Annotated in this window: 21 protein-coding genes and 2 pseudogenes; 19 read left to right on the top strand and 4 right to left on the bottom strand. The window is 45.3% G+C overall.

Annotated elements, in window-relative coordinates:
• Positions 1 to 126 precede the first annotated feature (126 nt).
• The 10 genes and pseudogenes from NNL21_RS32555 to NNL21_RS32595 form a co-directional block, all read left to right on the top strand.
• Positions 127 to 414: a hypothetical protein gene (locus NNL21_RS32555; RefSeq protein ID WP_204822404.1), complete on the top strand. Its 288-nt coding sequence runs from the start codon at positions 127 to 129 to the stop codon at positions 412 to 414.
• 616 nt (positions 415 to 1,030) lie between these two features.
• Positions 1,031 to 1,234 carry an LPXTG cell wall anchor domain-containing protein gene (locus NNL21_RS36925; RefSeq protein WP_373567626.1) on the top strand — a complete coding sequence of 68 codons (204 nt, stop codon included), beginning with the start codon at positions 1,031 to 1,033 and terminating at the stop codon, positions 1,232 to 1,234.
• A gap of 221 nt (positions 1,235 to 1,455) precedes the next feature.
• Positions 1,456 to 2,490 carry a LacI family DNA-binding transcriptional regulator gene (locus NNL21_RS32560; protein ID WP_204822405.1) on the top strand — a complete coding sequence of 345 codons (1,035 nt, stop codon included), beginning with the start codon at positions 1,456 to 1,458 and terminating at the stop codon, positions 2,488 to 2,490.
• A gap of 357 nt (positions 2,491 to 2,847) precedes the next feature.
• Positions 2,848 to 4,155, top strand: a complete 1,308-nt coding sequence (locus NNL21_RS32565) for a glycoside hydrolase family 27 protein (RefSeq protein ID WP_256555638.1) — start codon at positions 2,848 to 2,850, stop codon at positions 4,153 to 4,155.
• A gap of 144 nt (positions 4,156 to 4,299) precedes the next feature.
• Positions 4,300 to 5,742 carry a DUF4832 domain-containing protein gene (locus NNL21_RS32570; RefSeq protein WP_204822406.1) on the top strand — a complete coding sequence of 481 codons (1,443 nt, stop codon included), beginning with the start codon at positions 4,300 to 4,302 and terminating at the stop codon, positions 5,740 to 5,742.
• 117 nt (positions 5,743 to 5,859) lie between these two features.
• A complete protein-coding gene (locus NNL21_RS32575) occupies positions 5,860 to 6,276 on the top strand; it encodes a hypothetical protein (protein WP_256555639.1) in 417 nt (138 codons plus the stop codon).
• Between the two features lie 142 nt (positions 6,277 to 6,418).
• Positions 6,419 to 6,751 carry a hypothetical protein gene (locus NNL21_RS32580; protein ID WP_204822407.1) on the top strand — a complete coding sequence of 111 codons (333 nt, stop codon included), beginning with the start codon at positions 6,419 to 6,421 and terminating at the stop codon, positions 6,749 to 6,751.
• Between the two features lie 91 nt (positions 6,752 to 6,842).
• Positions 6,843 to 8,051 carry a hypothetical protein gene (locus NNL21_RS32585; RefSeq protein ID WP_204822408.1) on the top strand — a complete coding sequence of 403 codons (1,209 nt, stop codon included), beginning with the start codon at positions 6,843 to 6,845 and terminating at the stop codon, positions 8,049 to 8,051.
• 48 nt (positions 8,052 to 8,099) lie between these two features.
• Positions 8,100 to 9,179 carry an ankyrin repeat domain-containing protein gene (locus tag NNL21_RS32590; RefSeq protein ID WP_204822409.1) on the top strand — a complete coding sequence of 360 codons (1,080 nt, stop codon included), beginning with the start codon at positions 8,100 to 8,102 and terminating at the stop codon, positions 9,177 to 9,179.
• 287 nt (positions 9,180 to 9,466) lie between these two features.
• A pseudogene (locus NNL21_RS32595) lies at positions 9,467 to 9,622 on the top strand (S-layer homology domain-containing protein); the annotation flags it as partial.
• A 295-nt stretch (positions 9,623 to 9,917) separates the two neighbouring features.
• Here NNL21_RS32595 and NNL21_RS32600 read toward each other — a convergent pair.
• The 4 genes from NNL21_RS32600 to NNL21_RS32615 are packed head-to-tail and all read right to left on the bottom strand — an operon-like array spanning position 9,918 to position 14,144.
• Positions 9,918 to 11,264 (bottom strand): ABC transporter substrate-binding protein, encoded by a 1,347-nt coding sequence (locus tag NNL21_RS32600; RefSeq protein ID WP_204822410.1) that lies wholly within the window; start codon positions 11,262 to 11,264, stop codon positions 9,918 to 9,920.
• A 9-nt stretch (positions 11,265 to 11,273) separates the two neighbouring features.
• Positions 11,274 to 12,380: an efflux RND transporter periplasmic adaptor subunit gene (locus NNL21_RS32605; RefSeq protein ID WP_204822412.1), complete on the bottom strand. Its 1,107-nt coding sequence runs from the start codon at positions 12,378 to 12,380 to the stop codon at positions 11,274 to 11,276.
• A 10-nt stretch (positions 12,381 to 12,390) separates the two neighbouring features.
• The gene (locus NNL21_RS32610) at positions 12,391 to 13,248 is read right to left on the bottom strand and encodes a carbohydrate ABC transporter permease (RefSeq protein WP_204822414.1); all 858 of its coding nucleotides are present in this window, start codon (positions 13,246 to 13,248) and stop codon (positions 12,391 to 12,393) included.
• Between the two features lie 14 nt (positions 13,249 to 13,262).
• Entirely contained in the window at positions 13,263 to 14,144 is an 882-nt protein-coding gene (locus tag NNL21_RS32615; protein ID WP_204822415.1) for a carbohydrate ABC transporter permease, read from the bottom strand.
• Between the two features lie 164 nt (positions 14,145 to 14,308).
• On the opposite strand from NNL21_RS32615, the gene NNL21_RS32620 reads away from it, so the two are divergent.
• The 9 genes and pseudogenes from NNL21_RS32620 to NNL21_RS32650 all read left to right on the top strand — a co-directional run bounded on the left by NNL21_RS32620 (position 14,309) and on the right by NNL21_RS32650 (position 21,778).
• Positions 14,309 to 14,998: a response regulator transcription factor gene (locus NNL21_RS32620; protein WP_204822416.1), complete on the top strand. Its 690-nt coding sequence runs from the start codon at positions 14,309 to 14,311 to the stop codon at positions 14,996 to 14,998.
• Entirely contained in the window at positions 14,991 to 16,139 is a 1,149-nt protein-coding gene (locus NNL21_RS32625) for a sensor histidine kinase (protein ID WP_373567624.1), read from the top strand. The genes NNL21_RS32620 and NNL21_RS32625 overlap by 8 nt, the downstream gene beginning before the upstream one ends.
• Before the next feature lie 620 nt (positions 16,140 to 16,759).
• Complete coding sequence (locus NNL21_RS36930; RefSeq protein ID WP_204822418.1) at positions 16,760 to 16,996, top strand: alpha/beta fold hydrolase; 237 nt, start codon at positions 16,760 to 16,762, stop codon at positions 16,994 to 16,996.
• A gap of 37 nt (positions 16,997 to 17,033) precedes the next feature.
• On the top strand, positions 17,034 to 17,531 hold the full coding sequence (locus NNL21_RS32630; protein WP_204822420.1) for a DinB family protein: 498 nt from the start codon (positions 17,034 to 17,036) through the stop codon (positions 17,529 to 17,531).
• A 339-nt stretch (positions 17,532 to 17,870) separates the two neighbouring features.
• Positions 17,871 to 17,945: pseudogene (locus tag NNL21_RS36935) on the top strand (InlB B-repeat-containing protein); the annotation flags it as partial.
• Positions 17,946 to 18,035: 90 nt separating this feature from the next.
• Entirely contained in the window at positions 18,036 to 19,220 is a 1,185-nt protein-coding gene (locus tag NNL21_RS32635; protein ID WP_204822421.1) for an S-layer homology domain-containing protein, read from the top strand.
• Between the two features lie 411 nt (positions 19,221 to 19,631).
• On the top strand, positions 19,632 to 20,246 hold the full coding sequence (locus tag NNL21_RS32640) for a hypothetical protein (protein WP_204822422.1): 615 nt from the start codon (positions 19,632 to 19,634) through the stop codon (positions 20,244 to 20,246).
• Positions 20,247 to 20,258: 12 nt separating this feature from the next.
• Complete coding sequence (locus NNL21_RS32645; protein WP_204822423.1) at positions 20,259 to 21,305, top strand: hypothetical protein; 1,047 nt, start codon at positions 20,259 to 20,261, stop codon at positions 21,303 to 21,305.
• A 5-nt stretch (positions 21,306 to 21,310) separates the two neighbouring features.
• Positions 21,311 to 21,778, top strand: a complete 468-nt coding sequence (locus NNL21_RS32650) for an SMI1/KNR4 family protein (protein ID WP_204822424.1) — start codon at positions 21,311 to 21,313, stop codon at positions 21,776 to 21,778.
• The last annotated feature ends 136 nt before the right edge of the window (positions 21,779 to 21,914 follow it).

A 21,914-nucleotide genomic window follows, 5' to 3' on the forward strand; every position in this document is an offset into this window, starting at 1 on the left:
ACCAAGGAATGTGACAGCTACAGCAGGGAATGGACAAGCGACGGTCAGCTTCGACGCCCCATTGAGTAATGGTGAAGTGAGATCACGGGCTATACAGTTACGTCTAGTCCAGGAGGATTTACAGGAATGAGCACAACCGCGAGTCCGGTCACGGTCACGGGGTTGACGAACGGAATTGAATACACGTTCACGGTGGTTGCAACGAATGTCGTGGGATCAAGCCCAGCTTCCTCCCCATCCAACCCCGTTTCGCCAAGCAACAGCTCAAGCGGAAGTTCAAGCAGTAGCAATAGTTCAATCAGCAACCCAATCTACTCAACGAATGGGAAACTAACGCTTCCGGTAGGAAGCACCGGCGAAATGAGCTTGGATCAAGCGATCTTTATTAGCGACCAGCAAACCTTTGGAAATTAACATCGAGAAGGTATCGAATACGCAAAATCTATTTGCTCACAATGAAGTTCCGGCAAGCTCGGTGTTCGACGTCCATAAGAATATGTCTGAAACTCTCAACAAGCCAGCTATGGTGGCTATGGTATTCGACCCAATTAAAGTGAATAGCAACCAAACAGTAGCGATTTTCTATTATAATGAAGCTACGAAAACATGGGTGAAAATCGAGAACCGCGTAGAGTCGCCGCTATGGTCGGAAAAAGCGACTATAATTAGTCGACAATTCCGATTAATTCCCTGATGTTGAGCTATTTGCAGTAGAATTAGTGGACGATATAAACGTTGCATCGCTATTACCAAGGATGGAAATAGCCGTTTGTACTTGTAAGACTATCAAGAGATCTTTGAAAGCGCTTTATAATAGTAAGGAAACATTAATCTACTAGTGTAGATCCTAACAAAATTACAACAGGTATCGTAGTCGAATCAGATGGGACCGTCCGCCACGTACCGACTAAAATCGTTATAATCGACGGTAAGCATTACGCGAAAGTGAATAGCTTGACGAACAGCACGTACTCCATAGTCTGGCACCCGATTGAATATAAGGATGTAGTTTTACCTGGATTCAATCAGCATTCATTCCGATAAAGATCTCGCTGCCGCCAAAGAGCCGAAGAAAGAAAAACCGGCTAAAGAAGCTTCGAGCGGAGATGCTGCGGAGGCTTCAGCCAATCCGGATACAGGTGATCAAGGAATTACAGGGTATGTGATGCTGGCATTCCTCGCGGCGATTGCCGCAACGGGTTTAATCGTCTATAGGAAAAGATCCGTTCGTTAATACGGATATATCTTATGAGGTTGTAGCGAAACGACTTCGACGCACACAAGTGTGTTGAAGTTGTTTTGTATTCAAAACACAAATAGCAGCGCAAAAAAGACGCAAAAAATTGTGCAATTTTTGCGAAGGTGATTGTATGCGCGTATTAACTATGGTAAATTGAGTTTGCTGAGCCTGCATTAAGAAGGGATATATCATTTACTAAGAAAGTGGATGAAACGATGCTGAAACTCAAAGATATAGCGGAGCGTACTAATGTTTCCGTTAGTACAGTCTCAAGGATATTAAGCAACAAGGGCAACTTTAGCGAAGAGACTAAACAGAAGGTGCTTGAAGTCGCGAAAGAGTATTTGTATACACCGGGAATTACTCTGCAAAAAATTAATGAAATGTCCTATACGGTAGGCATCTTTGTAACCAACTCCAATGATTTCCTAGACGACGATCCCTCATCATCCATTGAATTGAACAATTTAAAGGATGAGCTTGAGGCGATGGGGCACAAAATTATTTTGACGACGAATACAGGGAAGCTCGATAAAAATTCGACTTGTTATAAGCTTTTGCAGGAGCGGGCCATTGATGGGGCCGTCGTTTTTGATCCGTTCGTCAGCGATGAAATTATGGATGAACTGAACAGACTGGATATTCCCTACATTGTCACGAATGGCAGAGATTACAACAAGCCATGGAATTATATTGACTATGACAACTACGGCGGTACTTATAAAGTGATTGAATATTTGTATGAGTTGGGACATCGTGATATTGCGATTTTGGCTGGTCCTTCAGATCACTGGGTCAACCAAAATCGAATGGAGGGATGCCGGGCGGCGATTAGAGATTTTGGTTTAAGCATCGACGAGAACCATGTAATATTTGGCTCGTTCAGCATGGCTCACGGGCATCAGGCCGTGGAGCAGCTGATCTCTTACGGCACGAAATTTACTGCCATATGCGCCCTTGCCGACACCATTGCGCTTGGGGCGAACAAAGCATTGCGAAGCAAAGGCTTGCGCGTTCCTGAGGATGTATCCATCGTAGGATTCGATGATTGGAAAGTATCTGAATATATGTCCCCGCCTCTAACCTCCGTGAGACGATTTAAGTACGATATTAATCAACTTATTGCCAGCATGATGTCCCAAATCATCAGCAACAAGTACATTTCCCAATTTAACATTACATTAAAAACGGAATTGATCATTCGTGAATCCTGCAAAAATATAAACGAAGGATCCATGCGTCGCGGTTGATGAATTTGTTCTGAATTGAGCTGGTAAAATACAAGGAATCACGAATTGGAATGATCGTCGGTTCCTTGTATTTTCCGAAAACATACAGGAAAATTATTTGCGCAATTATTTGCTCAAATTTCGTATTCGTGTTACAGTATATTTGGAAGCGCTTTACTGAGGAGTGGTGGATATACAAGAGAAGAATGACAAGGGAGGGATCTTCATGAAGAAAATGAGATTACTGGCGATTCTGCCGATTATCATCCTGTATATATTCGTCGGTCGTTACTTTGTAGAGAGTGTGGAGCGGACTGGCATCGTTGGCCAATGAGGCCTATTTTTGGAAGACATCCTATTAAAAGAGGGAGCATGGTTATGAATAAGATGGAATCAGCGGCCGTTGCCGCAAATAGCAAAAATCGATTGGTACCTACTCCGCCGATGGGATGGAATAGCTGGGACTGCTATGGAGCGAGTGTCAATGAAGAAGAGGTGATCGGCAACGCGAATTATGTAGCCGAGCATCTTAAGTCATATGGGTGGGAATATATTGTTGTCGATGCCCAATGGTATGAACCAACCGCTAACTGCTCGATATTTCACCCCTTTGTCCCCCTTGAAATGGATGAGTATTCCCGACTGATTCCTGCTGTCAATCGCTTTCCTTCTGCGGCGGATGGCAGAGGATTCCGGTCGTTAGCGGATCGGATCCACGCCATGGGACTCAAGTTCGGTATTCATATTCTACGCGGTATTCCCAGACAGGCCGTTCATTCCAACACACCGATTCTGGGCTCAAGCAAGGGGGCGAGGGAAATTGCGCACACGTATTCGATCTGCAACTGGATTACGGATATGTACGGCATACAGTCTCAGAAGGAAGGCGCACAAGCCTACTATAATTCGATTTTTCAGCTCTATGCCGAATGGGAAATCGATTATGTGAAGGTGGACGACATCTCGCATCCGTATTCAAAGGGAGAGATAGAATTGATCCGCGGTGCAATCGACCGCTGTGGCCGGGATATCGTATTGAGCTTATCTCCGGGCCCAGCACCGCTGCAGCTGGCAGAGCATTTGAAGGAACAGGCCAATCTTTGGCGAGTGAGTGCTGATTTTTGGGATGATTGGAAATATTTATATAAATCATTTGAATACAGCAGCCAATGGATTCAGTATGGCGGACCGGGAAGCTGGCCTGATCTGGATATGCTGCCGCTTGGTCATCTGGCAATCCGCTCCAAAGACGATGGGGTAGGCGAGCGAATGACCCGTTTTACGCGGGACGAACAACGAACGATGGTGTCGTTGTGGTGTCTATGCCAATCACCGCTTATATTCGGCGGCGAGCTAAGAAGCAATGACGAATGGACATTATCGTTGCTGACGAATCGGGAAGTGCTTGCGATGCACAGAAACGGACACTCCATCCGCGAGCTCTACCGTGAGCAAGATCGGGTTGTATGGATGTCCCGCGGCCAGTCCGATGAAGTGTACTTGGGATTCTTCAACATAGGCGATGATGAACAGAACGTTGCAGTTGAATTATATTCAATAGATTTATTTGGCACTTATAAGGTTACCGATTTGTGGACAGGTGAACAGCATGATCCTGCAAGCGCACTGCTGCAGTTTGCAGTCGTGCCGCATGGCGTTCGCTTGGTTCGTCTTGATTCGATTTAATGGGTAAAATAAAGCTGATTCCAGGAAGAGGAAGACGGAGGTAGAGGTGTGAACAAGAAAAGGATCACCACCACGGTGGGGTTACTGGCGGTAATAGGGTTGGCCGTATTGATATACGTTCAATTTAGTCAAGGAGGAAGTCAAATGGCAGGAGAATCTGCAGAAACGATCGATGCGAATGGGACGAACGATACCCCGTTGGCAAGCGAATTGCTGACCGTCGAATTGCAGGGAACGGAGGAAGCCTTCAAAAACCCGTTGAAAGGATTTAGGCCGACTCGATTCATGTCGGAATCCGAATTTAAGCCCCATGAATATGGTACTCTTTACAAGCACTACATTCCTTATACAGAGTTGGAGGCTGTTGCTTCCGACTCCGTGCAACAAATTATAGATTGGAGCAATTTGGCATGGAAGGATATTGAACAAAAAAATATTAAAGTTGTGCCGAGAGTAATTATTCGCTATCCGGAAGTAGGTGACTACTGGCCGGATGGAATACCGCATGGCGATCCGTTTACAGAATGGACTACAGAGGAATTGAAGGATCGTTTAGTTTCCTTTATTGCTAAATTGGGAGAGGCCTGGAATAACGATCCGCGTGTAGCCTTTATCGAATCCTCATTGTGGGGCGATTGGGGCGAGCACCATATTCATCCGATTAAGCTGGCGGATGGAACGAGCTTCATTCCTAAGGACTTCCAGAAGGCAATTGGAGATGCGTATGTGAAGGCATTTCCTAACAAGAAGGTAACGATCCGCTATCCGTATACGTTCATCGATTATGACTTTGGTTTCTATTGGGATTCATTCGCACACGCTGACGACCATTCCAGTGGCAATGGCATTATTGAACGGGATGATTGGAGAACTCAAGTGATTAGTGGTGAGGTCGCCTACAACTGGGGTAACTATCGGGAGCAGCCTGGTGGTAGTCCGGATGAATCACTAAGCATTAAGAAGCACAGGGATCATATCATAGACTGGATTAGAGAAACGCATACGTCGGGTCTAGGCTGGATCGATATGTATAAAAATCCGTTGAATAGGGAGGTTGCAGCCGGAGCAACCGAGATGCAGCAGGCATTCGGCTACCGTTATGTGATCCATGAAGCAAGCTTCACCGACAGTGTCGAACCTGGAGGTACGCTTCAGGTCAACTTTGATGTGGTCAATGAAGGGTCAGCGCCGTTCTATTACGATTGGCCAGTGGAAGCCAGCCTGCTGGATGAGAATCGCAAGGTGGTTTGGAAAGGCGAATTCGTTGCCGATATCCGGGCATGGCTGCCGGGGGAGGATTGGGATACGGAAGCGAGAAAATATTCCAAACCAGCTCTCGTGAATAAGGTAACCGGCGACTTTAAGCTTCCCTCTGAGCTGGCAAAGGGCGATTATACACTAGCATTAGCGATTCTGGATCCGGCTGGTGGTGAGCCCAGCATTAAATTCGCGGTTGCCAACTATTACACAGGAGGAAGACATCCTGTTGGGAAAGTGGGCATTGGACAGAAACCACAGGATCAGGATTTAGGTCCATTCGATTCACTTAAATTTGATAGTACGTTGTCCTATGCCCTTAATCAATGATGGAATAATGGAACGTCGGACGGGTCCTACTTAAATGCCGACCGCTGGCCGGATATTATCGATAACGAATGGAAGGCCAACTTTGCAGCAACCTTTGGTTATGAAGTCCACGGCGATTTGATTTCGTCCGTATTCGCGGCGAATCGCAAGCTGCTCCCGGACAACGCGGTACTTTTGCAGTCCAATACGCTTTATGATGAGCTGCTGTTCGACTTTGAAAAGGATCTGAATGGTGACGTTTCGGACGATGGCGAATATGTGCATCGCTGGTCGGCCCGCATGCTGCAATCTGCCGGAGAGCTAACTGAAGTATTGCCAGGCTACTATTATTACATCACTGATTACGGTCTTAACGAGAAGACGGGCAGGACACCACATACACTCTCCCCATTAAATCATTTCTACAAAGCCGAACAGGACGGGGTGAAGCTGATGAAGTGGCTGGACGATGCCGTGAATAAGGATGAATATTACTCCGTGGGGCGGCATTTTGTAGAGAAAGTCCGTCGGTTTGTTGAGGAGAACCATAGATGAGGGGTCTGAGTAGGAGGACATTACAGAAGAGTCTCAGGAACAGCTAGCGGAGATTAGCGATTGCTGGACTATGTTACTGACCTGCGCTAATATAGCTGAGCTTTATTTACGAAACATTGAGGTCCAGTATGTGCAAGACATCTTGCAACACTCTGTAATTCAGGAATTATATTGGGAAGAGGAGGAGAATGACGGGTTCTGGGACGGCTCAAAATATTACAGCTTCCGTGAAGCGTATGCGGACGAGGATGGAGACTACCTACATGCTCGGATTGAAATCAAGACTCTGGATGAAGCGTATTATTTTTATACATTGGACAATGGAACTTATGTTTCCCGGCATTATCAGCCGCCCAATCAATATGGCAAGCAGGACATGTCCTTTTTGGACCTTAGGCGCTGGGAGGCATCAGAGCGGTATTTTGCAAGATTACAATTTATTGCTCAGAAGATAGAGGCAGGCGTGAATAGTTAGATTTATGCCGATTATTGCGAAAAAAGGGTTATGGTCGAAGAAAACACTTGCCGAAATGACTTGATATGTTTTAGAAGAAAGGATAATAGAAATGCCAAATGATAACCAAGCTCGTCCTTCTGCTGGTTCTGTTAGAGAAGTTGGTCGTTATCCTATCGACCTGACAGGTCCTCGCAGTCACACTCTTGTCATTCAGCCCGGTGTGGGCAGTCTATCCATTGGACCATCGCAATTGGGGAAGAAGGCGGACCTTCATGTCGCGCCTGATGCGCGTATCGATTGGACCGTATTCGATGCCTTTGCTACGCCGGCGGGCTCGCCTTGGCCGCGATTTCTGCACTATACAGGCAGTGACGCGGGCTTCTTGGAATGGGCGCAGAAACGTCCCATTGAAGAGATGACGTGGGCTCCGGTCCTGTCTGCCGATACGGTGGTGGACGCCAGCCAGTCCATTTTGCATGGCTTGCATATCGAGTTGGACCAGTCAAGAGGGCCTCTGAGCCTGAAGCTTCCGAAGCGGCCTTTCCGCCTGAGTATGTCCGGCGATCTATCACGCTTTTCGGCCACTGGTGATATGCCATCTTCTCTGACTCTAGCGCCGCGCACCAGCCGACGCAAGAATGATACTCCTTTCTTGCTGCCCGACCTGGGTGAGTTGCACCAGGTAACGAGCCTGACGCTGCAAAACTCGCCGCTGGGACAACCCATCTCGCTGGACGGTCTGGACCGGTTCCCAAAACTTGACTCACTGAGTTTGTGGGGGAACTTCTGCGACATGGACTCGTTGGCTCGCCATGCCCGGTTAACGAATCTGGAGCTGCGCTTCATGCCTGATTTGGAGGACTTACCCTCCTTGGACACGTGGCCGTTACTTGACAGATTTATCGCCTACAACGTGGAAGAGAGCACGGGTAAGCGCCTAAGGCAGCAAATGAAAACACGCGCCAAAACCCGCCTGTGGGCCGGCCATGCTTCAGTGAGCCAATTACGAAAGCCTGAGTGGTGGACGACCGAGTTCGGCCGCCCGTTCTCGTCCTGGCCTAAACGTCTGGCCAAGCTGGCTAACGAAGCTTACAATGTTGCAAAGGCAACCTTGGCCGAGGCCCGCAGCTTTGCCGATGCCGAGGCAGCGATTACCGCTTTCACCGTGCGCTTCAACACCCTCAAAGGCATCGAAACCACCGAACGAGAAGACCTTGGTGAAGCGGTATGGCAACTCAGCCAGTCTGACCACCTGATTGGCCGGCCTATAACAGAGGAGATGGCTCAACGCTGGTTCGATGCAGCGCGCGATTACTGAATGAAATAAGAAAATGAACATAAGACTTTGAGTAGGAGCGGGTAATGGATGATCAATCTAAAAGGTATCGGGAGGTTCGAGGAGCTGCCGGAAATCGCGATGTACATTTACAAAGGAAATATTCCGGCATTGCAGGCTGCATTTGCAGCAGGCTGGGATATTGAAGATGGCATTGTACTTAGCAAGCATACCACGTTAAGTCCGCTCGACCTGGCGCTTATATCGCAGAGAATGGATGTTGTAAAGCTGCTGGTAGAGCTCGGCGTCAACCTGAATGTCAAGCATAATCCGGCCTTTTTGCGAGCAGTTCGCTATTGCAAGGAAGACATCATTCGCTACATAGCAGCGCAAGGAGCCAAGCTGGTCAAGCTCAATCAAATCGGGTCAGGCGCATATTCACAGGCCTACTATGGTAACAAAAACAATATCCCGCTCGTTCATGAGCTGGGATTAGATATGAAGTTGCATGGCGGTGCTGTATTGCGTCAAGCCGTATCGGATCATGACTATAAGACACTCACGTATTTGCTCGATCATGGGGTGGACATCAATTACAGTAAACCGGATATGGTCTATCCTTATCAAGCGACTCCGTTAACCGTTGCCGCGCGAATGGGTAATCTGGCCATGGTCAAATTTTTGATTGAACGCGGTGCGGACGTGACTTTTGCGGAAAAGGACGGCGAGCGGCCGTATACGATTGCGGTCAGCAATAAGGATACAATCTTAGCTGACTATTTGAAATCGCTGGAGCCGGCTGAGCTTCATAATATAGAAAATAAAAAGTATGAGTTAAAAAAATATAAACTGACCGATGAACTGGTCAGCTTTCTTACTGGAGACAAGCTGCGCCTTGAGCTAGCGCAAAATGAATATGGAATCGGGTATATAGACTTTTTCACATTGGCCGATACGATTGAGATGAAAGTCGGCAGGCAAAAGCTGCTGCGTCTGTCAGCTGATATCGATAATTCCTCCGATCTGCAGCTAGTTTGGAACCCGAAGAAAAAAGGCCTGATAGGCTGTTATGACGTGGAGCATCAGGTTTATGCGGATTTATGTAGCTTTACAGAGTTCCTCGTGCAGCCTGAAATGTACCTCATTAAGTTTCTTGAAGGAGAGTTGTAAATGAAGAACCGCTATTTGTCACACCCGTAGAGGAGCAAATGTACATTAGTGGTTTTTTTCGCATGTTTGGATCATTATTAGTGTGGAAAGCAGCTCTTATGATTTTTCGCCGATAGATCCGTTACGGCGAACCGTATCATAAGTGAGAGGAAATTTTTGAGTATTACACGGACATCGAACTTAAACTTCTATGAGGGAATCCCCGATGAGAGAACGAACCTTATCACGCCTCTTCATAGCATTCCCATCAGCCAGATCATTCGACTCATAGCAACGATTCGAGCGAGGTATCGAATTGGGCTGTCGGAGCTGTACAGCAAATGCTTTCCAGCGGCATCGTGATAGGCGACAATGAAGGCAATTTCAGACCGCATCAAACCGCAACCCGCGCAGAAATGGCGATTATGCTGAGCCGTCTGCTCGGCAAGCTTGGATATACGTAAAAAAGTTGCTGGCGGCCTGTATTCAACAGTCGCCAGTTTTTTTTGTGTTCTAAAGTAGGGAGAGCCTCCGAAAGGGCGCTCCTACTTTGTTTTGAATCAAAATATGAGGATATTGAGCACAATTCGTTTGGTGATTATTCCCCATACCCACGATGCATCTCATTGCACAAAAAAAGCACCACCTTCAGCCTCGAAGGTGATACTCTTCCTTTACGCCGCTCCAGCAGCTGCTGTAACATCCGATGCCACACACATTAAAATTTCCGCCCAATGAAAATCTCATTAGGATTTCTATTTACTCGTTAATGTACGTGTTGACTCGGTTTTGAATCAGCTTGCTGACATCTTCAACTGATTTCTGACCGCTCATATAGGAATCAAATTCTTCAATCGCAATTGAAATGACCTTGAAATCGCTAGATAAATTCGTACTCGCTCCATCAATGAGCTGATGCAATTCTTTAATCTTGCTTTCTACTGTATTAGTATCAAACTTCTGTCCAGTAAGTGTACCCGCTACTGCCTGCTGTTTGGCATCACCCAGCTGTTTCTCTACAACTCCCTTATGCATCGCAAAGCCTCCTACCATTGGTGAAGATTGCATTTCCTCGGAAAGCATGAACTTAATAAATTTCCATGCTTCATCTTGAACCTTAGATTTGCTGTTCATGCCTAAAGTGAAATACGACTTAAATGGAGTTCCGCTATATTGTCCATTTACTGTTGGCTTTTGATAGATAGTAAACTTTGGATCAAGGACTTGAGCCAGGCCTGTTATTGGATCGAGAAGGTTAGCATTGTTGAACAAGGATTCGGAATATTCCATAAATTCGGCATTAAGCACACCTTCATCATACATCGATTTGATTTGCTTCATCATATCTCGAAATAAATCGGAATCGAAATTTGCCTGACCTTGGTCTATGAGCTTATTATAATTAGCCTCTATATACTCCGATAACAGTTGAACTGGGAATAGATTACCAAATGTGACATGATCATCACCAACTTGTTCCTTCAGCTTCTTTGAGATCGTTTTAAAGTCATCCCATGTCCAAGTTTGATCATTAATTTCAATATTACCTTGCTTTAACAAGTCTTTATTGCCAGTAAACGCGTCAAGGGCAAATGAGAATGGCATTGCATACAAACCATCTCCATTCTGTGAGTTTTTAAAGATATTCTGATAGTACTGATTTCGATCAAAGTCAGCATCTTTGTCCATCAGATCATAGAAATTAACCAGCATGTTCTTGGCTACATATTTGTCCTTCGGCAATTCATTCATTACGATAATGTCTGCCCCTTTGCCAGACATTAGCTGTGTGCTGACCGATTGTACATATTTCTCGATATCGCCCTTTGTTAATGGTTCACTCGATGTATTTTCCTCGATTTGAGGTGTAGCTTTATACTCTTTGGTTTCAATGTGGACATCTGGACGAATTTTTTTATATTGCTTAATTGCTTCATCCAAATAAGGATTTGCTGACATCAGTGCAATCTCAATCGTTGTGCCATTTGTACCTGATTGTTCATCAGATGCTCCACCTCCACCTGATCCCACATTGCTGCTAGAGCATCCCGATAATACGACTATCATTGCCAATAAGGCCAATACCCATCTTCTATTCAAATTCATTCATTCCCTTCAATAAATTCGGATTCGATTACCTTCCTGCAGCGGTTCACTTGATTCAATAATGATCTCATCAAGTCGACTTAACCCGCTCACTGCTACGACTTCATCCTCGGTTGAATCACCTGTTACAATATAAGCCTTGCGTGCATTGAACGTATTGCCGAGTGAGCTTTTCTTCTCCTCAACTACATAGACATAGCTTCCTGTTGCATCTTTATGAACCCATTTCTTTGGTAACACAAAACCTTTCTCATTCGATTCCTTCTTTATATCTAGACTTACTTGTTCGCCGCCTTGAAGACCATCATCGGTGACGGAAACGACAACCTGATAACTGGATTCATCGGGTGATTCTTCACTATTTTCTTTAGATACAGTTTTAATCTCTTGAATGGTACCGTTAACCAATTTATTGTCTTTCACCAATCGAACAGAAACCTTTGACCCAATCTCGAATAATGCCGTATTCCCCGAATCGACAGCAAATAAAAATTCGAAGCCCTTGCCACTATCCATAAGTGTCAGAATAGCCCCGCCTTGTGAGGCGTTCATGCTATCCTCTGCTGTAACCTTTGTAATTTTGCCGTCAAAGGGGGCACTCAGCGATTGTTTGTCCGCCTTTTCTTTACGCAGCTTATTCAATTTTCTTTGTGCCATTTCAAGATCCATATTATCCAGTTCTAAATCTCGCTCAGCTTTGACAATTGCTTGCTCATCACCGTCGCGCACCGCATTCATTAAGTTCTCCTTCAACACCTCCCGATTCAGCTTTTGCTTTTTAAGCGCCATTTCCTCTTGGTATAGCTGCTCACCCAATTCAGAGCTGTCGAATGTCACCAGCTTTTGACCCTTCTTAACCTTTTCATTCTCTTTTACATGAACCTTCAAAATTTTAGAGCCACTCTCATTCACCAAATCCACCTGTTTTCGAGGCGTTAAGACTCCACTCCCGTTAACATCATGAACTAATGCTTTAGAAACAAGCTTCTCCGTAATCACTTTGGGCAGCATCATCGTTTCGAGTGTGCTGCTAAAGAAAGTCAAGCCAGCCAATATCGCAAAGAACAATATAAACAAAGCAGCCGTTAAACGTTGTCGCTTAGATATGCTTGTCATCTCATTCCACCTATCCTTTAATTCCAGAAAGCTCTATGCCCTCAATAAAATACCGTTCTGCAAAAAGAAACAAGAGAATCATGGGCATCATATACAAGACCGCAGCAGCAAAGGATACCCCAAACGCATCGTCCTGCAAGCGGGATAGAAAGATGGACAAGGGCTGTAAAGCGGCATCCTGCAGAAAGATCAGTGGCTGCTCCACCATATTCCAGTAATCTGCAAACAGCAGAACAACAAGCGCTGCCATGCCAGGTTTCACCATAGGCAAGGCGATCGTGACAAAGGAACGGAAATAGCCCGCCCCATCCATCTTGGCAGCTTCCATATATGCAGTTGGAATCTGGAGCATAAATTGTCTGAGCAGGAACACACCAAACGCTGCAAATATGCCCGGTAAAATAATGGAGCCCGGACTATTAATAAGCCCCAATCGATCAGACATGATGTAATTCGGTACAAGTGTGACCTGGAACGGCATGAGCATGGTTATCAGATACACAATGAATAATGGCTCTCTGCCAGGAAATCGCAGCTTGGCTAATGCAAATGCCGCTAATGTTGCCACCACGACCTGACCTGTAATGATTGGAACCACCATAAATACAGAATTCCAAAACATACGAAGAAATTGCGAGGTTGAAATAAGCACCTTGAAAAATTGCTCGAACGAAACCCAATCTGGAATCAGCTTCAAATTCACAAAATCATTCGTCTGCGTATTACCCAACATGCTGTAATTCAGCATAATTTCCTTCTCCGTCATCAAGGAGCTTACAATTGTCAGTACAACAGGAAACAGCATTACAAGCGCGATTACCGTTAGGAAGATAGTGAGTAGCAGTGTTCTAATCTGTTTTTTGTTCATCTACACACCTCCCTTTACTCCATAAATGAACGGAACTTTCGTTCAACTCGGAAGAGCATCAGCACAATGACTAGAATGCAGAGCACCATCAAGCATGCTGCTGCTGACAGCTTCTGAATATCGAGCGCTAGGAACATGTTGTTCATATAGTGCTGAAGCATATAGATGCTGTCATGTGGATAGTCACCCGCAACTAAATAGATTTCCCGAAATACCTTGAATGAGTTCAGAATCGACATCAGAATAACTAAAAATCCTGTCGGTATTAAATAAATCAAGGTGATCTGGAGCTTACGAGCCCAGCTTGCTCCTTCCAGGCTTGCAATCTCATAATATTGATCAGGGATATTTTGCAAACCGGCCAAGAACAGAACTACGTTATAGCCCATGTTTTTCCATACATAGATAACGATAATGACTCCTTGCGCCCATTCTGATTTCATCCAATCGATCCGATCGATTCCAAGCCACTCCAATACATGATTAAAAAAGCCATTCCAATCAAACAGGATCTGCCATACGAGGACAATCGAAGCTACTGGAACAACCAGTGGCAGCACATAAGAGGTGCGCAGCCAGTTTCGAAGGAAGACTCGTTTGTTAAGCAGCATGGCAAGAGCCAGTGATAATAGAATAAGGATTGGAACGCCAATAATAGTGAACCAGAATGTATTCCCAGCTGCCTTTTGAAAGGACGAACTGGCTAACAGGCTCTGATAATTGGCAAGCGACAATCCTGCTTCTCCGCTTGGATTCTCGAAAGAGAAAACAATACTTTGACCAAACGGAATTAAATAAAATAGAGCAAAACCAATCAAGCTCGGAGCGAGAAAGCAGAAGGCCACAAGAACCTCCTTGCGAGCCAAATTCGATATTCTCACAGCTTCACCCTCCATTTGGTTTTTTTAGAATATACATTGTTGTTCCTCCTAAACTTGATGCAACCATCGTATAACAAACGATGTTAAATCCCTGTTAAGTGATTTTTTTGTGTTGAATCAAATGCTTAACATAGATTTAACCTATACTTAGGTACAATAGTAAAAGAGGTGATTTGCGTATGAGGATACTTATTGTAGAGGACGAGCTTGATTTGCAAGAGGCGATTGCAGATGGGCTTAGAATAGATGGTTATGCCGTTGATACTTGTGACAACGGTGAAACTGCTTACGAGCTTTTATATGAAGTGAATTACGACTTGGTTGTACTTGACTTAAACCTCCCGATAATGGATGGGCTTGAGGTCTTAGCTAAGATACGAGATGAGAAGCCTGAATTAAAGGTACTTATTCTCAGTGCAAGAAGTAGTGTTAATGACAAAGTAAAGGGCCTGGACATAGGGGCAAATGATTATTTGGCGAAGCCATTTGATTTTGCCGAGTTGGAAGCAAGGATACGAAATTTGTTAAGGCGAAGGTTTGTGCAAGAAAGTAGTATGCTTTCCTGCGGAGCAATTAAGGTGGATTTATCAAAACGTATTGCGGTTGTTAATGAAAATGAACTATCACTTACAAAAAAAGAATTCGCATTGCTTGAATATTTCTTGCTTAACAAGGATAGAGTGGTTAGCCAAGAAGAATTGATTGAACATATCTGGGATCAGAATGCGGATAGCTTTAGTGGTGCTATACGGGTTCATATTGCAGCTCTCCGAAAGAAGCTGAAAGCCATATTAAACTATGACCCCATTGGAACGAAAATTGGCGAGGGGTACGTGTTATCAGATAAGGAACGTGATGCTAATGCTTAAAAAAATGCCAATTCGATTGCGACTTACGGTTATGACCGTTGCACTTTTGACTGTTTGTTGTGTAGGTCTTACCTTAGTACTTAATTTATCTGCGGATACAATGGCTGCAAGGATTGATGCAGCTTTGGTATTACCGGCAAAAGAAGTCGGCGATGATGGGCAGGGTGATGGAAACCCTCCATCACCGTCAAGCAGCATAATCACTCCCGTTCCATCTGATGATTCCCAGCAAGCAAGAATGGATTTTAGAATGAATAGTATTATTTATATGATTTTAGTTATTGTTGGCGGCGGATTCTTAACCTACTATATTTCGGGCAAGGCATTAAAACCTCTTCATACACTAAATGGTCAAGTGAAGAACATAAATGTGCATAATCTATCTGAAACATTATCTGTGCCGCCTACAAAGGATGAAATTGCAGAGCTTACTGTCACATTCAATGAAATGACGGATAAGCTGGATAATGCTTTTATGATGCAAGGAAGATTTTCCGCAAGTGCCGCCCACGAGCTTAGAACCCCTCTTGCTGTGTTACAAACAAAGATTGATGTATTTAAGAAGAGAAAGGATCATACAAACGAGGAATATGATGCCCTTATTTCCGTTATTGAAAAGCAAACCCATCGCTTGAGAGGACTCGTCGGTAACCTGTTAGATATGACGAATATGGACGATAACGGTGAGCAAAGCAGCATTTGTTTGAAGGATGTTTTTGAGGATATTACTTCCGAGCTTTCTCACATAGCTAAAGATAAAAATGTTGCGCTGATCTTAGATTGTGATAATAGCACTGTTACTGGAAGCACCGACTTATTGTATCGTGCTTTTTATAACCTTGTGGAAAACGGTATTAAGTACAATATTGACGGTGGCACGGTTAAAGTTATTGTAAACAGATTATGTAAGGAACAGGTTTCAATCAAAATTATAGATACAGGCATCGGTATTCCCGAAATAAACAAAAAGCATATATTTGAGCCTTTTTATCGTGTTGACAAATCACGCTCCCGCCAATTGGCCGGTGCGGGCTTAGGGCTTTCGATTGTTGAAAGTATTATCAAAAAACATAATGGTATGCTTACCGTTACTGATAATGAAGTTGGCGGAACTTGCTTTAATGTAATCTTAACGATATAGCCGCTCGTTCTCGACCGATATTGCCCAGTTGGCCTGAGAACATTTTACGAGAAGCTGGCTGAATTGGAAAAAGCGAAATCGCTCTTCATACTCGGAAATTCATTCATATTTCGAAACCATTAGGGGGGATACCCCTCTATGTCGCTCATTCGCACATTATCTCTTGACAGGATGAGCTTTGGGGATTAGGATAACGTCCCGGTTACTCAACATGGCAAATAATTTAAAAAGGCCGACTTTTCGTAGCGCCTCGGCACCGAATCGTCAGCCTGTCGTGCAGATTATGAAAATAAAATCCATAAGAACATCAACGAAGGAGCATGCCGCGGCAGCTCCTTTTCGCATTTTTCACCGATAGACCCGTTAAGCTGAAACCGTATCACAAGTAAGGCGAATGGTGATGATGAGAATCCCTATGTGGTTCGGACTAATGGACCGCCCTGATTGTGTCTATTAATAATAACGATGCCTTGCCCAAGAAGAAACAACGAAGCAGGAGATCCGTCATTTCCCTCTCGGAGGCTGAGAATTAATTCACAACGATGACAAAAGCTGTCACCATTAGCGATTAAGATGGGGTTGAGAGAGATTAGAGTTGAACAAAGAGGAGTGACATTAAGATGTCGAACACCGGTTATAATAGCTCGGCAATAAGGAAATTCTTTTACGTGGGGAATCTTTGGCTTTCTTACCTTGATTATGGCGGAGATAGCGAACGAGTGCTCGTTATGTTGCATGGGTATATGGCTAATGCAAGATCATTCTCGGAGCTGGCCGTGTGTTTCAAAGATTGGCGGGTTATTGCAATGGATCAACGCGGACACGGTAGGAGTGGACGGTTATTATCAGGCTGTTAATGATTTTCTAATGGAACAAAAATAAGGGGATGAGACGATGTACCGTACGGTCGAAGATTTTATAGCCGAATGGAAGAACGAAGCCGTATTAACTCAGAAGATGCTGGACGGCTTGACCGATGAATCGCTCTTGCAGCAGGTTTATCCTGAAGGACGCACGTTGGGGAGGATCGCGTGGCATTTCGTTACGAATATTCCGGATTATTTAACTGAGTTTGGTGTCACGGTTGCGAAAGTGCCAAATCAGAACGAAGTGTCGTTCGCAAAGGAGATCGCGGATACCTTTCATGCGGTAAGCATAGAGGTAGCGGAAGCACTTCACGAGCAGTGGACAGACGATACGTTGAAGCAAATCCAGAATGCGTTCGGAAGAATGGAGTCCAACGCGACGATCTTCATGGGACTGATCAAGCACATCGTACATCATCGAGGCCAAGTTACGGTTCTGATGCGCCAAGCGGGGTTGCCGATACCTGCGGTATACGGTCCTTCGAAGGAAGGTTGGACCCGGTTGGGGGTAATGCCTCCGCTTTGAGTGTGCGTCATATCATAGGTATTCTGCATAATTGCAGGATCTCTTATTCGAAAGTCCAAGGCACCCGACCGGTGACTTGGACTTTCGCTCTATAAACGTGAACCATTCCATAAATGACGGCGAAAAATTTGTTGTGGAGGGTTGAGAGAGTGTTGTTGGTCATGAGGGGAGTGGTACCGTCAATATCAATATAAAGAAGTAGACAGTACAGGAAGAAGCAAAATAAAAATAGATCAGAATCCGTGAAATGCAGCCGATTTGGGCTGCTTTTTTTATAGACCTATGATCATTAAGAATTCATTAAGAATTGAGAGAGGACTATCTTCTACAATAGAGTAGATCAAGCCTACTGATCCAACGCGGACCGGCTACACGTTCGCAGGCTGGTACACGGACGCAGCGTTTACAGCTCCTAGTCCATTAGACTCCAATCCAACTCAAGTGGATCCGCGGCTGCAGCTGTTGATCGACGACCAAACCTATGACAAGGTGGCGAAGGGTACAATGGCAGGGAAGAACGAGCTGATGATCACGCTAGATGCTGCCCGAATGCAGGATCTTCTGGAGAAAACAGAACTGATATCGGTCGTCAGTATGCTAATCTCATCCGATGCGGACTACATATCCGTCCTTCTGTCAGGGGATATAGTCAAAGGGATGGAAGAAAAGCATGCCGCATGGGAAATTCGCACGCCGAATGGAAATTACAGCTTGCCTTCATCCGAGATCGGAATCGACCGTATAGCAGCTCATTTTGGAACAGAGGCCTTACAGGATATTATCGTGCAGGTGCGAATCGGGAGGAATAGTTTTGACGCGGAAGAATGGTATGAACATGGAGCGGTCAATCGTCAGGTTACCATTGTGGGGCAGCCGATTGAATTCCTGATAACCGCTACTTATAAAGGAAGTACCGAACAAGTAAGAACGTTCGCTTCGTATATAAAGCGGGAAATCCCGCTGCCCGACGGGATAGAGCCGAATGAGATTGCAACGGCTGTTGTGTTGAATGAGGATGGAACGATCCATCATGTGCCTACTTACGTGAGGTTAAAAGACGGGAAACACTTCGCGATTATCCATAGCTTAACGAATAGTGTTTATGCGCTGATTAAGAATCGAATGACGTTCACGGATGTGGAAGAGCATTGGTCAAAAAATGCGGTGAATGATTTGGCTTCGCGTTTGATCGTGAACGGAACGGATGAAACGCATTATAACCCGAATGGAGCGGTGACACGTGCGGAGTTCGCGGTAATTATCGTGAGAGCATTGGGGTTATCAGACAAAGGAGGCTCATCTGTATTTACAGATGTGCAATCGGGCGACTGGTATGCCGGGGCGGTATCGAAGGCACAGGAATACGGCATTCTCAATGGGTATGAGGATGGAACGTTCCGTCCGACAACTACCATCACCCGCGTGGAAGCGATGTCTATTGTCTTGCGGGCCATGAAGCTGACAGGACTGGATACGGCAGCGAGCACGGCGGATATCGAAGCGGCATTATCGATGTTCTCGGATGGCGAAGCAGTAAGCGAGGGGGCTAAACCTGCTGTTGCGATGGCAATAAAGAGTGGAATTGTCAGCGGCACCGAAGCGGGATTGATGCCTGCGAGCGAAATCACAAGGGCCGAAACGGCCGTCATCGTACAGCGGATGCTGAGGATAGCAAAGCTAACGGAATAATGGAATGATCATAAGAAACAGAGCCCAGAGTGTGAGTGTCGTCGGGCTCTGTCTTTTTCATTCTCCAGATGCATAGTGAGCGTTGTCATCAATTTGTCATGTTGGACGGCGAACGCAGACCTCCTCCTGTTTCACCGCAGTAAATAATGGGATAAAATGAGATTGAATCAGCACGAGATTGGTGGAGAGCGAGGTTGCGAGGTTGCCACGATTGGTGGACCGATCGGCGGGTTCATCAAACTTGACCGTGTAGATTCTTCATACCGGTTCGATTAGACGAAGGCGGACGATGTTTGCCGAGGGGGTGCGATCGATTTCACTGGCATTTGAGAATGCCCAGACACTTTCAACTGACCTAACACAGTGTAAGCTAAATTAAGTTCATTCATCATTGGCGGTGAGAGAAAAGAAATGGATAAATTAAAGAACAGCGGATTTTATAAGCTTAAATTCTTCATAACGCCGGAAGAGTTTAAAGGCGTTTTGAAGCTTTTTGAACATAAGCAAGTGCAATTCCATCTCACCAATTATGCCCAGACGAAGCATGATCTGAATCAGGTATATGAGGCGTATCAAACCTTTTATCAGTATTTTACAAGGCAAGAAAAGCCCGAGTACCACCCCTTCTTTGTTTATTCCATTTCGGTTACGTCTGATCAGGAAAGCTCCGGATTTTTTGCAAGAAATGAAGGAGTCTCTTTTCCATATGGCGGACAATGGGCAGAGGATGAACTGCCGTGTATCTTGCTTTCCTTTCCTAAAGGCTTACAAATTAATTTGGAGGATGACAAGGGGAAGTATTATATCTATGAGGACATTCGGGAACATCAGCCGTTAACATATACGTTTTTCGAAGAAATAACGGGCTATATCAAAAAAATAACAAAGCCGCTTCGCTTCTCAGCGCTTGACGCAGATGCTATGAAGGAGCAAAAGCCTTCTGTTCGTATAAGCCGTGATGCGATTCAAGACATGAGCATATCGTGGATTTTCAATACATATGGACTTGTGATCAGCGGCAAGTAGGAGGCTTTACGAATGAGCATGAAATGGAAAAGAAAGATTCTGATTGATAATCCTGCTGCGTTGGACCCGGTTCAGATCGAGCAGGACTTGCGCAGCGGTAACCATGTTATTGTCCAGTTCTCTCACCCGTCGTATTACGAATCGATACCGATCCTGGAGGAAGTGGATGAGTTATGTGCGCGGTATGATGAAAATTTCGGCATGCGTTTCTACGCCCACTATTCCCTGTCGTTTGATTGTGATACTCTGTTGCGGATTCCCCATGTCAAAATGCTGCTGCTCAATAGTCTCACCCGGGCACATAACACCGAAGCGTTGGCCAAGCTGGGCACCCTGCACAGTTTGAGTCTGGGTATATACGAGCAGGAGAATTCGGATATTCTGGGAATAGGCACGCTGAGGTCCCTAAGAATTCTAAACATTGTCTCGGGGAAGAAGATCCTCAACCTGCAATATTTTAAAGAGTTCTATCATCTGGAGCATTTGCATGTAGGCGGCAAGGTTAAAAACCTTGATGCCGTAGGCCATCTGGAGGACCTGAATTATCTCGCCCTGGACTCGATCAGCAAAATCCCGTTACACTTTATTAACCGGCTGAGGAAGCTGAAGAACCTTCGCATTTTGCTTGGAGGCCGGGAGCACATTCAGGAGATTGAAGAGAATGAAATCGAGAATCTGGAGATCATCCGAGTCCGCGGCTTTCATGACCTGACCCATATTGCGGTCTTCCGTGCGTTAAAGAGGCTTGTGATTGAGGATCAAATTCAGCTGCAAGAAATTAGCTTTGACCCGAAGATGAAGGCACTAGAGGAGCTATCGATTAGGAACTGCAAAGGCTTGACTCGTTTGACGGGATTGGAGAAACTGCCTGTGCTGCGCAAGCTGCGTATTCGAAAAACGGCAATCGACTTTGACTCCTTTATCAATCAGAAGCTTCCCTGTTCTTTATCGGCGGTGGAGTTTGAAACGTTCAAAAGTAAAGTGGACCAGGACATACAACAATCTTTATTAACGTTAGGCTTTCAACCATGGAGCAGTCTAGATGAAGGGAGAGGATGATACCTATGTACGAGCGTTTAGCCGAAAAGCTGAAGAACACCACGGCCTTGAAATGGCATCCCGGTCGAGGAGCGGAGGAGAGCTGGATAGCGGAGGCCGAAGAGGAATTGGGCTTTCGTCTGCCCCCGTCGTACCGTTGGTGGTTGACCCATTACGGGAACGCCCGATTGGAGGGCGCGAATATTTTATCGCTCGCCCCTCCGGAACACAGAGAATACGCCGACAGCGACATTCTGTATATACACAGGCTGAATCAAGCCGATGAGGAGTGGAAAGCGCAGTTTCCCCATAGAGTGGATTTGTTTGTTCCGGATAGCGACGAGCTTTATTTTTGGGATACGTCTACCATAGATGAACGAGGCGAAATTCAGATCATGTGTTACGATCTCATGAATGGCATAATCGATACATATGCGTTTACCTTTGCGGAGTTTTTGGAACAGTTGATCGATGAACGCAGTGGGGGCCATTGATGTAGGAATAACAATCAGTCAGAAAGACCGCCGATGGGGACTGTTGACAAAGTGAGGCTAGGGGATCATTTCCCCTAGCCTCACTTCAGTCTTTGCGTATTTTCTCTTAAATTACAGCAGCTTTAGGTGGCTCTCC

This window comes from Paenibacillus mendelii (genome assembly GCF_024498075.1).
Classification (GTDB): Bacteria; Bacillota; Bacilli; order Paenibacillales; family Paenibacillaceae; genus Paenibacillus_Z; species Paenibacillus_Z mendelii.

What these genes read in the sequence shown, in the direction of transcription:
- NNL21_RS32630 (WP_204822420.1), top strand. Translation starts at nt 17,034, where the DNA reads ATGTACCGTACGGTCGAAGATTTTATAGCCGAATGGAAGAACGAAGCC.
- NNL21_RS32560 (WP_204822405.1), top strand. Translation starts at nt 1,456, where the DNA reads ATGCTGAAACTCAAAGATATAGCGGAGCGTACTAATGTTTCCGTTAGT.
- NNL21_RS32605 (WP_204822412.1), bottom strand. Translation starts at nt 12,380, where the DNA reads ATGACAAGCATATCTAAGCGACAACGTTTAACGGCTGCTTTGTTTATA.
- NNL21_RS36930 (WP_204822418.1), top strand. Translation starts at nt 16,760, where the DNA reads ATGTCGAACACCGGTTATAATAGCTCGGCAATAAGGAAATTCTTTTAC.
- NNL21_RS32610 (WP_204822414.1), bottom strand. Translation starts at nt 13,248, where the DNA reads ATGAACAAAAAACAGATTAGAACACTGCTACTCACTATCTTCCTAACG.
- NNL21_RS32640 (WP_204822422.1), top strand. Translation starts at nt 19,632, where the DNA reads ATGGATAAATTAAAGAACAGCGGATTTTATAAGCTTAAATTCTTCATA.
- NNL21_RS32635 (WP_204822421.1), top strand. Translation starts at nt 18,036, where the DNA reads ATGGCAGGGAAGAACGAGCTGATGATCACGCTAGATGCTGCCCGAATG.
- NNL21_RS32620 (WP_204822416.1), top strand. Translation starts at nt 14,309, where the DNA reads ATGAGGATACTTATTGTAGAGGACGAGCTTGATTTGCAAGAGGCGATT.
- NNL21_RS32555 (WP_204822404.1), top strand. Translation starts at nt 127, where the DNA reads ATGAGCACAACCGCGAGTCCGGTCACGGTCACGGGGTTGACGAACGGA.
- NNL21_RS32570 (WP_204822406.1), top strand. Translation starts at nt 4,300, where the DNA reads ATGGCAGGAGAATCTGCAGAAACGATCGATGCGAATGGGACGAACGAT.
- NNL21_RS32615 (WP_204822415.1), bottom strand. Translation starts at nt 14,144, where the DNA reads ATGGAGGGTGAAGCTGTGAGAATATCGAATTTGGCTCGCAAGGAGGTT.
- NNL21_RS32590 (WP_204822409.1), top strand. Translation starts at nt 8,100, where the DNA reads ATGATCAATCTAAAAGGTATCGGGAGGTTCGAGGAGCTGCCGGAAATC.
- NNL21_RS32600 (WP_204822410.1), bottom strand. Translation starts at nt 11,264, where the DNA reads ATGAATTTGAATAGAAGATGGGTATTGGCCTTATTGGCAATGATAGTC.
- NNL21_RS32650 (WP_204822424.1), top strand. Translation starts at nt 21,311, where the DNA reads ATGTACGAGCGTTTAGCCGAAAAGCTGAAGAACACCACGGCCTTGAAA.
- NNL21_RS32585 (WP_204822408.1), top strand. Translation starts at nt 6,843, where the DNA reads ATGCCAAATGATAACCAAGCTCGTCCTTCTGCTGGTTCTGTTAGAGAA.
- NNL21_RS32625 (WP_373567624.1), top strand. Translation starts at nt 14,991, where the DNA reads ATGCTTAAAAAAATGCCAATTCGATTGCGACTTACGGTTATGACCGTT.
- NNL21_RS32645 (WP_204822423.1), top strand. Translation starts at nt 20,259, where the DNA reads ATGAGCATGAAATGGAAAAGAAAGATTCTGATTGATAATCCTGCTGCG.
- NNL21_RS32565 (WP_256555638.1), top strand. Translation starts at nt 2,848, where the DNA reads ATGAATAAGATGGAATCAGCGGCCGTTGCCGCAAATAGCAAAAATCGA.